Origin of the sequence: Couchioplanes caeruleus (assembly GCF_003751945.1) — a bacterium.
GTDB lineage: Bacteria > Actinomycetota > Actinomycetes > Mycobacteriales > Micromonosporaceae > Actinoplanes > Actinoplanes caeruleus.
Genome location: NZ_RJKL01000001.1, coordinates 5,486,759 through 5,500,467 on the forward strand (window position 1 = coordinate 5,486,759; position 13,709 = coordinate 5,500,467).

Annotated in this window: 12 protein-coding genes; 2 read left to right on the plus strand and 10 right to left on the minus strand. The window is 71.3% G+C overall.

What is annotated here, in order from left to right; genetic code table 11:
• Nucleotide 1 precedes the first annotated feature (1 nt).
• The 10 genes from EDD30_RS24545 to EDD30_RS39310 all read right to left on the minus strand — a co-directional run bounded on the left by EDD30_RS24545 (nucleotide 2) and on the right by EDD30_RS39310 (nucleotide 11,244).
• Nucleotides 2-1,279: a hypothetical protein gene (locus tag EDD30_RS24545; RefSeq protein ID WP_071807213.1), complete on the minus strand. Its 1,278-nt coding sequence runs from the start codon at nucleotides 1,277-1,279 to the stop codon at nucleotides 2-4.
• Nucleotides 1,276-3,072: a hypothetical protein gene (locus tag EDD30_RS24550; protein ID WP_071807212.1), complete on the minus strand. Its 1,797-nt coding sequence runs from the start codon at nucleotides 3,070-3,072 to the stop codon at nucleotides 1,276-1,278. Before EDD30_RS24550 ends, EDD30_RS24545 begins: the two co-directional genes overlap by 4 nt.
• Entirely contained in the window at nucleotides 3,069-3,461 is a 393-nt protein-coding gene (locus EDD30_RS24555; protein ID WP_071807211.1) for a hypothetical protein, read from the minus strand. The genes EDD30_RS24550 and EDD30_RS24555 overlap by 4 nt, the downstream gene beginning before the upstream one ends.
• Nucleotides 3,458-4,726 carry a glycosyltransferase family 2 protein gene (locus tag EDD30_RS24560; protein WP_071807210.1) on the minus strand — a complete coding sequence of 423 codons (1,269 nt, stop codon included), beginning with the start codon at nucleotides 4,724-4,726 and terminating at the stop codon, nucleotides 3,458-3,460. The genes EDD30_RS24555 and EDD30_RS24560 overlap by 4 nt, the downstream gene beginning before the upstream one ends.
• A complete protein-coding gene (locus EDD30_RS24565) occupies nucleotides 4,723-6,048 on the minus strand; it encodes a lipopolysaccharide biosynthesis protein (protein ID WP_071807209.1) in 1,326 nt (441 codons plus the stop codon). Before EDD30_RS24565 ends, EDD30_RS24560 begins: the two co-directional genes overlap by 4 nt.
• Complete coding sequence (locus EDD30_RS24570; protein ID WP_071807208.1) at nucleotides 6,045-7,001, minus strand: glycosyltransferase family 2 protein; 957 nt, start codon at nucleotides 6,999-7,001, stop codon at nucleotides 6,045-6,047. Before EDD30_RS24570 ends, EDD30_RS24565 begins: the two co-directional genes overlap by 4 nt.
• Before the next feature lie 42 nt (nucleotides 7,002-7,043).
• Nucleotides 7,044-7,892, minus strand: coding sequence for a glycosyltransferase family 2 protein (locus EDD30_RS24575; protein WP_071807207.1), 849 nt, complete (start codon nucleotides 7,890-7,892; stop codon nucleotides 7,044-7,046).
• 446 nt (nucleotides 7,893-8,338) lie between these two features.
• Nucleotides 8,339-9,805: a family 16 glycosylhydrolase gene (locus EDD30_RS24580; protein ID WP_071807206.1), complete on the minus strand. Its 1,467-nt coding sequence runs from the start codon at nucleotides 9,803-9,805 to the stop codon at nucleotides 8,339-8,341.
• Nucleotides 9,806-9,971: 166 nt separating this feature from the next.
• The gene (locus EDD30_RS24585) at nucleotides 9,972-10,709 is read right to left on the minus strand and encodes an L-type lectin-domain containing protein (RefSeq protein ID WP_170047438.1); all 738 of its coding nucleotides are present in this window, start codon (nucleotides 10,707-10,709) and stop codon (nucleotides 9,972-9,974) included.
• Nucleotides 10,710-10,821: 112 nt separating this feature from the next.
• Entirely contained in the window at nucleotides 10,822-11,244 is a 423-nt protein-coding gene (locus EDD30_RS39310; RefSeq protein WP_071807204.1) for a hypothetical protein, read from the minus strand.
• Between the two features lie 257 nt (nucleotides 11,245-11,501).
• Between EDD30_RS39310 and EDD30_RS24590 the strand changes: the two genes are divergently transcribed.
• The gene (locus tag EDD30_RS24590) at nucleotides 11,502-12,212 is read left to right on the plus strand and encodes a glycosyltransferase (RefSeq protein WP_143162811.1); all 711 of its coding nucleotides are present in this window, start codon (nucleotides 11,502-11,504) and stop codon (nucleotides 12,210-12,212) included.
• Nucleotides 12,209-13,705 (plus strand): glycosyltransferase family 4 protein, encoded by a 1,497-nt coding sequence (locus tag EDD30_RS24595; protein WP_071807202.1) that lies wholly within the window; start codon nucleotides 12,209-12,211, stop codon nucleotides 13,703-13,705. Before EDD30_RS24590 ends, EDD30_RS24595 begins: the two co-directional genes overlap by 4 nt.
• Nucleotides 13,706-13,709 lie beyond the last annotated feature (4 nt).

Sequence of the window (13,709 nt, forward strand, 5' to 3'; positions counted from 1 at the left end):
ATCACACTCCAAGGTTCTCGATCGCGGGGCGGGGCGAGTCGCGGCCGTTCAGCACGGCGATGGGATCCGCCGCCATGAGCGTCAGCGCGTGCCCGATCCGTCCGGTGTCCAGGACGCCCGCGTGGAAGCTCGCGGATAGATGTACGGCTCGGCCGGTCTCGGTCACCGCGAAGGTCAGTCCCTGCGGACCGGCGGGCTGCACGCTGCCACTCCACACCGGAACCCTTCCGGCTCGCCAGGGGAGACGTTCGATGGGCAGAGGACGCCCCAGATAGGTGAAGGCGAGTTCCGCCTGCGGACGCAGCGGTGCCGTGACGGGGGAAGCCGGGGGACGCCGGCCGAACATCAGCCCGGCGCCGAGCGCGGTCAGCGGCCGGCCCACCGCGCCGGCCCTGGCGATCAGCTCGGCGATCCGCGCCGCCGGCATCGCGGCGGACATCGCCATCAGCAGGCCCACCGAGAAGTTGCCGTGCAGCTCCGGGTATTGCGCCGGCAAGTAGCGGCGGACGTCGTACAGGACCCGGACCTCCGGACTGATCGGCACTCCGCTGAGGTCGAGGGCCCGCATGACCAGGGAGAGGCCGACGGCCGCGCTGGTTGCTCCGGAGGCGCTAGTCTTGCGCCAGCGCCGGACCTCGGCGGCGAGCTCGCCGGGGATCCGTTGATAGAGGGTTACCCGTTGCGGGGACCACGGCCGCGTGGCGACCTCCGCCGCAGACGGCGCGTGCCGGATCGCCCGGGCGGCGGCCAGCACGCGTTTCGGCGAGCGGCCGAAGAAGTCTCCGAGCGCGGAGACGAACGGGGGCATGACCGGCCGCGGCGGGAATGGCACCGGTTCGCCGGTGGCCGCCGTCTCCAGGAGGCGCGAGAGCAGCGCCACCAGCGCCCGGCCGTCGCCGATGGCGTGCGACATGCGCAGGGCCACGTGGTCGTGACCCACCGAGAACGCCAGCGGCCGGTCCTCGCGCTTGTCGTGCACCAGGCCGGTCAGGAAGCGCCCGTAGTCAAGACTCGGATCGGCGTCCAGGTCGGTGACCATGCCGTCGGCGACGGCGTCAAGATGCGCCGGCGCGGGCCGGCGCCACCGGCGCCCGGACTCGTCGATGGACCAGCCCAGCCGGCTCTCCGGCCAGCGCTCGGCGGTCCGGGCGATGGCCTCGACCAGGGCCTGCCTGGTCGGCGCGTGCAACGGACCGACCACGGTGGCCGTGGAGGCTGACGTCCAGGGCCGGTCGAGCCGGCTGATCGGCCGCGTAGCGTTCGGTATCGCAGGGCTCATGGCCAATGCACCAGATTCCGTCGCGGGGTGAATTCTCGGGCGCGGAAGACGACGACCTTCTGGTCCTCGTGCACGACCGTCCACCGGGGATCGCGCCGCATCCGCCTTTCCAGGTTGTCCAGCGCGCGCGGAGGAAGGATGCCGAAGTACCAGTCGTACACGCGCATCTGATCGCTGATGATCAGGTAGTTGTGGCCGCCGGTGCGGCCGGCGATCAGCTTCATGAACGTCGCGTACGAGGCCTCGGTGTCGAAGTTCGAACCGACGAGGTTCGCCGAATAGATCATCGGTGAGTCGTAGTCGCGCTTGAACCGGGCGAACTCGGCGTACCGGCCGTTCACCCGTTCGGGCCACACCGGTGCCGCCACGGTCACATAGGACGGGAGCGGCACGGTGGTGAGCAGCTTGTCGGCGAATTCCACCTGCTGCCGGGTCATCAGATTCGCCGACCAGCCACCGTAGTAGCCCTGCGCGGAGGCTCCCGCCAGCCAGGCCAAGACGATCACCATCGCGCCGGCCCGGACCAGGCGTGCCTGCAGCGCTTCCGTCAGGGGAGTGGCCACCAACAGCGCGCAACCGAGCAGCGAGTAGAGGAAGACGCGGAAGATCGCCTCGCCACCGTAGTTCTGGCCGCCGAGGATGAGGATCGGGCTGAAGGCCAGGATGCACGGCGCCAGGATCGGCGTGCCCCTCCTGCGCCCGACGACGGCGCACACTCCCGCGAGCATGAGGTACGAGACCGACAGCGACCGAATCACCAGGCTCGTCACCTGCTGCCCGAGAACGCCGAGGGTCGGGATGTTCGACTTCGCGTTGCTGATCGGGTCCGCCGAGAAGAAGAGGAAGTGGCTGGCCATCTCCCAGTTGAGCAGCAGCCAGATCCCGGCGAGGGCCGACATCGGGAACAGGATCCACCACGGCCGCAGCCGGCGCGTCACGATCAGCAGACCGGTGGCCAGCATGACCCAGTACGGGGTCAGCTGATGCGTCACCACGATCCCGGCGAACAGCGCCATGGCGACGCCGACGCTCAGCGGCGACGGCCGGCTCCGGAAGCGCCCCGCGACGGCGAAGAAGCCGAGCATCAGGATGAAGGCCACCGCCTGCGGTGCGAAGTAGTCCTGCGCGACCCAGTTGGTGGCCTCCACGAGGAAAGCGGCGGTCACGGCCGGCAGCCGCTCCAGCCCCCACGAGCGGGCGGCCACGATCACCAGGCCGACGATCGCGAGATGGACGCCCGTGGTGAACCAGTGCGCGACGGTGATCGGCGAGAGCCCGGTGATCTCGCTGAAGTGCGCCGTGACGGCGAACAGGCCGGGCCAGCCGCTGTAGATGTCGACGCCGCGAGCCAGGCTGCCGTGGTCCTGGATGTAGTCCGCGACACCGATGTGCTTGTACGTCCACGAGTACGGCGGGACCTCGGTGACCAGCGACGTCGTGAGCCGCTCCACGCCGACCAGGCCGACGGTCGCGGTGACCGCGGCGCCGGTGCTGCGGAACCGCACCGCGAGCACGAAGGCGATCAGGACGGCCAGCAGGGCGGCCGGGTAGGTCGCCGGGCCGGCCGCGATCAGCCCGTACTGCGAGACCGGCGCATCACGCAGGCCGGGCAGGGAGACGAGCCACAGGACCAGCGCGACGGCGAGGGCGATCCACGGCGCCGCGACCCGTACGGGAGAGATGTGGTGCCGCCCCCGGCGATGGGGACGGGGAGCGGGCCGAGGGGGTGCACCGGTGACCGCGGCCGAGCGCGCGACGTACACGGTGCCGGTACGGACGAGCGTGTCGGTCACGAGACTCCCTCGGTGCCCGGCACCCGGTGCCGCGCGGCGAACTGGGCGATCGAGATGGTCAGGAAAGCCACGGTCGACAGCAGTGGGCGTGGCTGCCACCACGGGATGGAGACGGACGCCGTGACGAGGACGATCCACAGTGCAAGGCCCGTGACGGGGACGGCGGCGAGGACGAACGACGGCGGCAGGGGGCGCCGGCTCCAGGCCAGCACCGCCGACCCGGGCCCGCCGAGAATGAACAGCAGCATGAGCACGGCCCGCAGCGCCGGGGGCAGCGCCGGGACGGCGGCGAGGAAGCCGGAGAGGCCGGCGATCCAGGCGACGACGAGGAGCGGGTAGCCGGTCACGAAGTCGAAGACCCGTACGGCGCGGGAGTGCCGGGGGGTCATGAGGCGCGCCGGACGGCGTGGGCGAGGGGACGGCGGCGAGCACCGTGCAGCCGGGCCCGCAGGAGGGCGAGCGGGCCGCGTAGGACGGCCAGACGCTCGGCACGTCCGAGACCGCCGATCTCCGCGAGGTCGAGGTCCTGGTCGCGGGCGACTCGGGTGATCCTGCCGAGGTGGGCCAGCGCGTGCACCGACCGCCGGGTGATCATCATCGCCGTCCGGGGCTGGAGCGCGAGCTGGGTGATCCACGCGCCCAGGCCGGTGCCGTAGTCGCGGATCTGCTTCGTCAGGCTCGCCAGGTCCGGCCGGTGCCGGTGCCAGATGATGGCGGACGGCTCGTAGACCAGAATGTGGCCGTTCAGCAGCACCCGGACGAACATGTCGATGTCCTCGCCGCCACCGGTCGGCGAGCCGACGCCGAAGCCCTCGTCGAAGCCGCCCAATGCGAGGACGGTCTCCCGGCGGATGGCGAAATTGGCTCCGGTGCCGAACCGGCCCACCTCGAAGGGGAACATCGGCTCGGCCGGCCGTGGGTGCCGCAGGGAGAACGACTCCCGGACGCAGTTGCGCGCCCAGGTCACCCGCTTGTCGAAGTACGCCTGGCACGGCGACGTCAGCTCGACCGAGGGCACCATGCCGGAGACGCAACCGACGCCGGGCTCCGAGCGGAAGCCGGCGGCGATCCCCGCCAGCCAGCCCGGATCGACGACCACGTCGTCGTCGGTGTATGCGACGACGTCGTGCCGGGCGTGCCGGAGGCCGACGTTGCGGGCACGGGACAGGCCGGCGACCGGCGCGTCCACGGAGCGGATGCGCGGGTCGCCGAGCTCCGCGACGATCCGGTGCGTCGCGTCGGTGTCCGACCCGTTGTCGACGACCACCACCTCGAACCTCCCGTACTCGAGCCGTTGCAGCGAGGCGAGGGCGGTGCGGAGGTGCTCGGGGCGGTTCCGGGTGCAGAGCACGACGCTGATGCCGGGGCCGTCGTTCGGCTGCGCGGCCGTCGCCGTCGGCAGGGCGGAGATGCGGCGCCACAACTCGGCGCCGTCCACGCGGCCCGCCTCGACGGGCAGCTCGACGAAGCCGCGGGGTGCCCGGCCGTGGCGGACCAGGAGGCGGGCGCGGCCGAAGCCGGTAGCTCCGGCCAGGGTGAGGGTGGCGGCAGGCACCACGTCATCGGAGATCTCACCTACCCAGACGGAGCCGGGCCAGAGGGGTGCCGCCACCGGCAACACCGGTTCCAGCCGGTCGATGTGCGCTGTTCTCATGCGGTCTCCCTGCGAGAGGATCCGGTGTTCCCTTGCCGTTGCGTCCAGACGATGTGCAGTGCTGCGCAGGCGGTCATCCACACCTGCGCGATCAGGAGGCCCGCGGCGGCGCCGACGCCTCCGAAGCGATTCGCCAGCAGCCCGACGGACACGTACAGGACGATCACGGTCATCGCGTTCACGCGCAGCAGCGGACGGACGTTGCGGCGCGCCCGTTGCAGGGCCGCCCAGATGATGAACAGCGTCCGGGGTATGGCCGCGCCGGCCAGGATGGCGAGGGTCGTGACACCGTCGAGCCCGGCGTACGTCTCGCCCAGCAGCGGCAGGGCGAAGGGCGCGGTCAGGCTGAGCACGACGGCACCCGCGGTGACCAGGAGCGCCGTGCGGGCCAGGACGACTCTGGCCACGCGGGGGAAGGGTGCGTCGTCGAGCCCGGCGTGGTGGACGACCAGCGAGACGCCGAGCGCGGCGGGGACGAAGTCGAGCCCCTGGACGATGGCCAGGCAGAGCGCGAAGATCGCTCCCTCGGCCGGGCCGGCGACGGCGGTCACCACGAACGGCAGCAGCGTCGTCGCGCCGATCGTCATGGCTCCGGCGGTCATCAGGCGCCAGGCGAGCGCCTTGGCCTCCGCGGCCAGTTCGGGAGCCGGTGCGGTCTCGTCTGCGGCGGCCGCCAGCCGGAAGACGCGGGGCGTCATGACCAGCACCCCGATCAGGGCCGGCAGGAGGGTCGCGGTCACCACGACCGGGCCGAACGCGCTCGACAGGGCCAGCACCGGCAGGAAACCGATCTTGCAGACACTGACCAGGCCGTTCTCGATCGGCAGCCAGCGGGCGCGGCCCATCGCGGCGAGCGCGCAGTCCTGGACGACGAAGTAGCTCCACAACGTGGTCCCGGCGAGAACCAGGAGCACCGTGCTCACCGAGCCGCGCAGGCCGGGCAGGAACGTGGCCGAGGCGAGGCCGGAGACGAGACCGGTCGCCGCCGCGGTCAGGCCGAGCTGCCGGTAACCGGCCCGAAGGATCTTCAGCCGCGACGCGCCGGCCCGGGGCAGCAGGCTGACGAAGGCGTCGCCCACGCCGGTGCCGATGACGATCGCGGGTGCGATGATCGCGGAGAGCAGGGCGGTCTGGATGCCCAGCTCGGACGGGTCCACGGCGCGGGCTGCGACGAGCCAGAACAGCATGCCCAGGCCGGCCGACAGCGACGAGGAGCCGGCGAGCGCCATCGCGTCGCCGTACATGCGACGGTTGCCGGTCGGAGGCGGGGTTGCGGCGGTTGCGGCGGTCCGTGGCAGCGGTCCGGCGGCCGTGTCGGTCATGCGGATCCACTCCCGGCGGTTATCCGTGGCCGCGGCGCTCCCGTTCGCCGGGCCGCCCAGGAGGCCGACGCGGCCCCCGCGGCGGCGCAGGCGATCCCCAGCGCCATGGCGGCGGCCCGGTCGAGGCGACCCGTCGCGACGTTGCGGGCCAGCCCGAGCGGAACCGTCCGCGTGACGTACGTCTGCTCGTCGCCCAGGGCGTCCGGAAGGTCGCGCAGCGCGGCACGCATCTCGATCTTGCCCACGCCCTCGGCGTAGCACCGGCCGGCGAAGAAGCGCAGGGAAGCTCGGTAGGCCGGCACCTCGTGATCCACGATCGCCCGGGGCACATAGACCCAGTGACCCTGCCGTTCGGCGGCCATGCGGATGCACAGGTCGGTGTCCTCGGGCCGGCTGACGTCACCGACCTTTCCGAAGCCGGTCCGGAAGCCGCCCACCGCGCGGAAGACGTCGGCACGAACCGCCATGCTTCCGGCCCAGACGTTGCGTACTCGTGCGGTGGTGGTCGGCATTCCCTTGTAGTGGGCGCCCACCACCCAGCCGAACTCGTCGGGGAACCAGAAGGGCCGGCGGTGATTCCAGACGGGCCGGTAACGGCCTCCGGTGCCCACCACGTACGCGTCCTCGAACGGGGCGACGAGTCCTGCCAGCCACGTGGGCGCGGCGACCTCGTCATCGTCCAGAAAGGCGATCAAGGGGGTACGGGCCCGTGCGGCGGCGACATTCCGGGTGGCCGACGCCCCACGGTTCGGGCCGTCGTTGCCGACCACCACGACCGAGGGGAACTCCGCGCGCAGCACGGCGCCGAGGGCGGCGTTGTGGTCGACCGCCACGACGATTCCGGCCGGGCGGTGACTCTGCCGCTGGACGGAATCGATCGCGGCCCGGATGCCCGGCAGGCGTTCCTCGCTGTGGCAGGCCAGCGCCACCGTCACCGCAACGGATTCAGACATCGCGGCAGCACGTCCGGGGGGTGAGGGGTGAGTGGGCAAGGGTCACCAGGCACCGCCGACGCGGGTGGGCAGAATGGTGGAGTCGCCAGGTTCGGCGGCGTGCTGCCGGGGCGGGAATGCCGGTGCCTGCCGCATCGCGGGCAGGTGGCGGGCGGCCGGGCGGGTGGCCGGTCGGGCCGACCGGGGCGTGGCTCGGACGGCCCGCGCCGCCGGGGTCCGGTACTCCTTGGCGATCACCCGTAGTACGCGCAGGCCGTCCCGGACGGCGTGGAGGTTCGACGCGCCGTGCAGCCGATCGGATTCGTAGCTCGCAACCTCTTGCACCACGAGCGGCGCGACCGCGGCCCGGATGTTCATCATCGTCTCGACCTCGAAGCCGTCGCCGGTCTGCGGCTCGTGCCCTGATGGCGTGGGCAGTTCGAGGTGCTTGACGGCGTGTGCCCAGAAGGCGTTGTAGCCGTAGCAGAGGTCGGTGAACGACGCCTTGTAGAGCATGTTGACCAGGCCGTTCAGGGCCGCGTTGCCGGCACGGCGGATCCGCGTGATGTCGGACGAGCCGCCGCCCAGCGAGAAGCGCGTGCCCTTGACGTAGTCCGCGCCGGTGAGCAGCTCGTCCACGAAGGACACGATCTCGGCGGGGTCCATGGAGCCGTCGGCGTCGATCATGACGATGATCTCTCCCCGGGCGGCGGCGAAGCCGCAGGCGAGCGCGTTCCCCTTGCCGGACCGCGTCTGGTCGACGACGACGATGTCGTCGCGGATGCTGCGGGCGACCTCGACGGTGCCGTCCACGGAGGCGCCGTCGACGACGATCACCTCGAAGACGCCGAGGGGAAGACGCTCGAGCACCCACGGAATGTTCCGGGCTTCGTTCTTCGTCGGAATGACCACGGAGACCCGGGGGCAGTCGGCCGGCAGAACGGTGACGGATGCAGGCGTTGCAACGTCCCTCTTACTGGGCTTGGGCATGCGGTTTTCTCCCGGGAATAGGGCGTGCGAATCGGGGAAATTGATTCGGTCAAGGAACGGTCTATTGAGTACCTGAATCAATGTCAGTTTTGCCCGGTTCCTTGCCGCTGAAGCTTCGCGGATCCCCGCGGAGCGCGTCAAGCCGCCGCTACCGGTTTCGGATTATCGCCGGATGCCGGCGAACATCCGTAGTTTCCGGCGGTCCGATCAGACGACCCTGTTCGGTGACGACGCACAATTATCCGCGAAGAACCGTTCTGTGCCGTCTCGCATTTATCGCCGGAATGGTCGAACGACATTCATGTCCACACACGAAACCGCCCGCGTCCGTACGCACGCGGGCAGTCGAGGTCTTCGCGGACGGTCGGTCAGAAGGGCAACCCGGTGTTCCAGATCGAGATCGGACCCACCGCCATCTCCCTGGGGAAAGCGGTCGCGGTGGTGTCGACCTCCCCGGATACGGCCACATTGAGGATCATGTACTGCGGGCCGCCGAACGGCCACGTCCGGCCGGTCGCGAGTGCGTCCGCGGCCCACAGGCTCATCGTCGGCCTCCGGTCGATGTAGAAGCGCACCGTTCCGGCATCGAAATAGACGCCGTACTTGTGGGCGCGTGCGTCGACGGGCTCGCCGAGATCGGTGGTGCCGCCCGCCTCCCCCCAGCCGTACGGAAAATCGGTCTTGGGATTGTCGCTGGCGGCCATGTGTGCCGCCGAGTGGGCCATGGTCGGCCGGGCGCCGACACCCTCGAAGATGTCGAGCTCGCCCGAGGCCGGCCAGCCCACCTTGTCGATGTCGGTGCCGAGCAGCCAGAACGCGGGCCACAGGCCGGCGCCGGTCGGTGCGGTGATGGGCGCCTCCACGTAGGAGCCCGGTGCGACGGCGAGCTTGCCCTTGGTGGTGATCCGGGCGCTGGTGAACGTGCGGGTGATGTCGTCCGGACCGGTGAACGTCTCGCGGCGCGCCGTGATCCTCAGCTTGCCGGTGCCGTCGAGCCGCACGTTCGTGGCCCGCGAGGTGTACGTCTGCGCCTCTCCGTTGCCCCAGCCGTGCCCGCCGAGCTCGTAGTTCCAGGTGCGGGCGTCCGGAGCCGTCCCGGCCGCTCCGGCGAAGGAGACCACGGTCGACGGCGGCACCGCCATGCGAGCCGGTGCGGGCATCGGCGCCGCGCGCACGCTGAGGCCGGTGAGCTGAAAGTCGAACGAGCCGCTGGCCGGCAGTCCTAGGTAGAAGGCGGTGTCCGCGAAACCGGGCGCGGTGCAGATGAAGGAACGGCTGACGTAGTGCCAGCCGGTGTCGATGAACCTGGGGTACTCCGCGGTCGTGGTGGGCCGGTGCTGATAGTTGGCATTGCCCAGGAGCAGTCCGATCGGCCGGCCGGAGGCGGCCAGGTCCCGGACCCATCCGCTCATCGTGTAGGTCTTGCCCACCGTGAAGGCGGTCTGCGGGCTCTTCAGCGCGGTGAGGGCGTAGGCCCAGGTGCCCGTGCCGCCCGAGCGGCTGATCCGCACGCCGGTCGTGACCGGGAACGGGCCTGTGAGGCCGGTCACCCGCTTGACGGCCACGCCGCCCGAGTGGGACCGGGAAGTCCATCCGGTCAGGGACCTGGCCGCCGAGCCGTTGGTGGCGATCTCCACCAGGCGGGCGGTGGTGGCCTGCGCGCTCTTGACCGTCCGGGCCACCGACTTCGAGGCCGCGATCGCGCGTGTGCCGTCCGGCATGGTGAACGCCGCGGTCGCGCCGAGGACGAGCACGTTCGCGAGCGCGGTGAGCCGGGCCGTACGGGTCGCGGGGATGCCGAGCGCCGGATATGCGGCACGCTTGTTTCGGGCCAAGGCTCCTCCAGGTGTGCAGGACCTCCTCGGAACGAGGACGTGAGCAACCACAGAATCGGATCGAATGGTAGGAGGACTCAGCCCGCCACCGAGATGACAACGATCAAGCGATCGGCGTGGGGCCGCCCGCGGAACGCGGCGGCCCCACGGCGAACGGCGGTGACCGTCAGTCCATGACCTTCAAAGTCCAGCTATTGATCTTCTGCACCGACACGTCCTCACCCGTGCCGCCGGTGAAGCCCACGAACGCCTTCTTGTAGCCCAGCGCCTTCCGCAGGTCGATCTTCTTTTCCAGGATCTTCATCTCCTGCCCGCCCAGTGCCTTGACTCGCACCTTGAGCGTCTTGCTCCCCGCGAGCCAGGTGGTCCGGACCCGGACGGTCTGGCCGAACATCTGGATCGGCGAGGGCGCCACCACGGGCTGCACCTCGCCTGCGGCGCCCGCGGTCACCACGGCGACGTGGTTGTTGTCCACGTCGTTCGGGTTGCGGAAGGTGTCGAGCTCGACGGCGACGCTGTGCGTCATCCCGCCGTACCCGATGCTGCCGCCGTGCCCGCCGATGGCCGTCGGCCCGTCGTTCTGCAGGACGAACGCGATGCCGTCGGCGTGGCCGACCGCGCCGGTCATCGAGACCTCGAACGCCGTGTCGAAGGACATCCTGGGGTTGATCTTCACGCGAGACCAGGCCGCGCCGGCCTCGCGCTTGCTGCCGCCGGTCAGGCGGAGCGCGGTGCCGTCGACGGCGGCGCTGCCCGCCATGCGCAGGCCAGGTCCGGCGCTGAAGTCGGTGTAGCTGATGACCTTTGAGCCGGTCGGTGCGGCCGACGCGGCCGTCGACGTGACCGTGCCGGCCAGTGCGGCGGCCAGGATCGTAGCCGCGCACATCGCCAAGCGTTTTCGCATCGCTTGTTCCCCTCGTACGGTTGAACGGTCGAAACCACCTTGAACCGCACGAAAAAGCGAAACGCCGGGAACCGGTGAAGCCTCATACTTTTGGCCGAAAAGTCCTGTGCGTTTAGTTCTGGTCCGGCAGCTTGGCCCGCGCCACCCGATCCGGCCCCAGTCGGTACGTCGGCATCTTGAGCAATTCCGGCGGCAGGTGGTGCCGACCGGTATCCGACAGGTTCTCCCCATTGCTCTTGCCCGCCAGGCCGTCGAGCCAGAGCCGGTGGGCGTGCTCGAGGGCCGCCGCATCGGGGCGCTTCCGGCGCGGGGAGAGCCGCACCGGCGGCGCCACCCGGCGGGGCCGGCCCCGCCACGAGAGGGTCACCCGATAGGTGCGGGCGTGCCAGTAACGCGACACCCGGCCGAGGGGGCCGTCCCGGTCCGTCGCCGGCCGCCGGGTGCGGCCGTGCCAGTAGAGGGCCGCCATCACGATGGCCGTCGTGGCGAAGGTCGACCAGGCAGTGAAGAGGATTGTCGCCAGGGGGAGGTCCACGGCATCGACGGTAACCACGGGGGGGAAGGGCCGCATCGGGGGATTAACCGCTGCGGGTTAATCACGTTGGGCCGGTTTTCGCAGCCGTTCTCCCGAAGTGCACCCAACGGAGGTAGGTCGTTCGGGGTCACCAATCGCACCATTTCCGACTAGGACTATCCAGATAGGTGGTTACGAGCCTGTTTTCGGGGTCTTCACCCCCACGGTTGCGGAAAGAATGGGTGGACAAACCGGGCAACGGGGGCGGAGCCGACGAGATGCGACATGCTCTCACCAGGGACACGATCGACGAAGAGACCGCGGCCGGGAGCAGGACGCCTCGGATCGCCGCGCCGAAGGCGGCGCCGACCCGGCCCCTGCTGATGGATCGCACGGCACGACCGCCGGGACGGCTGATGCAGCACACCGACCTGGAACTGATCTTCCCGGTCGTCAACCGCGAGGACGACGTGCCGTCCCGGCTCGCGGAGGCCGCGCGCGCACTGCTCGGCCTCGGCCTCACCGTGTCCCTTGCCGTGGTCGACGGCGGATCCAGCGACCGGACCGTCGAGGCGGTCGACGAGGTCGCCGCCGGCTCGCTGATCCCGATCCGGGTACTCGGCTGCTCCACCCCGGGGTGGGGCGCCGGCGCGCTGCGGGGAGCCCGCACCAGCCGGGCCCGGTGGGTCGGCTTCGGGGAGCCGACCCCGTTCGGGCGCGGCACGGTCGACGCCCTGCGCCGCGCCGCGCATCTCCTCCGCGGCGGCAAGCACATCGTCTGCCTCGCCGCCGAGGGTCAGCGGCTCACCGTGATGGACAAGACCGTCGCCGAGCTGCTGTTCGGCGACGAACTGCCCGACGGCCCGGGATTCGTGCCCGCGCTGCCGGACACCCCGCGGCACGCCGGACTGCGGATGGCAGCGCACGGGCGTACCGCCACCGACGCCGCATGGGACAGCACCCTGATCCTGCCCCGGATGACGACGTGAGCGGACGGCGCTTCCGCGGCGGGTCCGGCGAGCACGTCGTCTGGCTGAACTTCAAGGACGGTGAGCACCCGCTCGCCGGCGGCGCCGAGGAATACATGCACCAGGTCACCGCGCGGATGGCGGCGGCCGGCCAGCGGGTCACCGTCGTCACCTCCCGGCCGAAAGGCGCGGCGAGGACCGCGAACATCGGGGGCGCGACCGTACGGCGGATGGGCAACGCCTACACCGTCTACCTGCGAGCGCTGCTCTGGCTGCTCCGCCACCGCCGGAGCATCGACGCGATCGTCGACACCTGCAACGGCATCCCCTTCTTCTCCCCGCTGGCCGTGGGTCGGCGGGTGCCCGTCGTCGTGCTCATCCACCACGTGCACCAGACGATGTTCGCCCAGCACTTCCGCTTCCCGCTGGCGCAGATCGGACGGTGGATCGAGCGGGTCGGCAACCGTGTCGTGTACGGCGAGCGCACCATCGCCGTCGTCTCGCCCTCGTCGCGTACGGAGGTCCGCAGGGTGCTCGGCCTGCGCGGCCCGGTCTTCGTCTCCGCCAACGGCCAGGCGCCGCTGAGCGTGCCGGGAGCCCGGCGCGCGGAGGCGCCGCGCATCGTCTGCGTGGGCCGGCTCGCCGCGCACAAGCGCTGGGACCTGTTGCTGCGCGCGATGCCGCGGGTCGCCGAGCTGATCCCGGACGTCGAGCTGCACCTGCTCGGTGACGGCCCGTGCCGCGCCGAGCTGACCGCGCTGGTCGGCGAGCTCGGCCTGCGGCGGAGGGTGACGTTGCACGGCCGGGTCGGCGACGACGAGCGGAACCGCCTCCTGGCCTCCGGCTGGCTGACCGTCTGCACCTCCGAGGTCGAGGGGTGGGGGCTGGCCGTGACCGAGGCGATGAGCCTGGGCGTCCCCGCGGTCGTGCTGGCCTCGCCCGGGCTGCGCGACTCGGTGCGCAACCGCAGCACCGGCTGGATCGTCGCCCGCCCCGCCCACCTCGTCGGGCAGTTGACCTCCGCGCTGATCGAGCTGGAGGACCCGGCGGCCGCCGCGCTCTGGGCCCGCCGCTGCCGGGCCTGGGCCGGCCGGTTCACCTGGGACGCCACCGCCGACCGGATCACCGCGCTGCTCGCCGCCGAGGACGCCCGGCGGGTCGACGCCGACCGGCGGGCCGTCTGCGACCTCTCCACCGTGGTGGACCTGCCGGTACGCCTCGCCGCCCGGATCGACTTCACCGGGCTGCGCGGCGTGGACCAGGTCGACTGGGAGACCGGCGACCCGGGTGATCCCGAATCCGGCCGGGTCCGGATCCTGCTGGCCGGCTTCGACGAGACCGACGCGACCGCGCTGCTGCACCGGCTCGGCGTCGACACCGACCCGGCCGTCACCTGGGTGCGACTGGCCCGCCCGGCCGACCTGCTCGGTTGGAAGCGCGCCGCTGGGCCCCGCGCGGGCGATCTGCGCCCGTTCTTCGCCGACCACCGCGCCGTGCCGGCGCACAGCGGATAGGGGA

Coding starts and splice junctions, on each gene's coding strand:
- EDD30_RS24545 (WP_071807213.1), bottom strand. CDS start 1,279: ATGAGCCCTGCGATACCGAACGCTACGCGGCCGATCAGCCGGCTCGAC.
- EDD30_RS24555 (WP_071807211.1), bottom strand. CDS start 3,461: ATGACCCCCCGGCACTCCCGCGCCGTACGGGTCTTCGACTTCGTGACC.
- EDD30_RS24560 (WP_071807210.1), bottom strand. CDS start 4,726: ATGAGAACAGCGCACATCGACCGGCTGGAACCGGTGTTGCCGGTGGCG.
- EDD30_RS24565 (WP_071807209.1), bottom strand. CDS start 6,048: ATGACCGACACGGCCGCCGGACCGCTGCCACGGACCGCCGCAACCGCC.
- EDD30_RS24570 (WP_071807208.1), bottom strand. CDS start 7,001: ATGTCTGAATCCGTTGCGGTGACGGTGGCGCTGGCCTGCCACAGCGAG.
- EDD30_RS24585 (WP_170047438.1), bottom strand. CDS start 10,709: ATGCGAAAACGCTTGGCGATGTGCGCGGCTACGATCCTGGCCGCCGCA.
- EDD30_RS24590 (WP_143162811.1), top strand. CDS start 11,502: ATGCGACATGCTCTCACCAGGGACACGATCGACGAAGAGACCGCGGCC.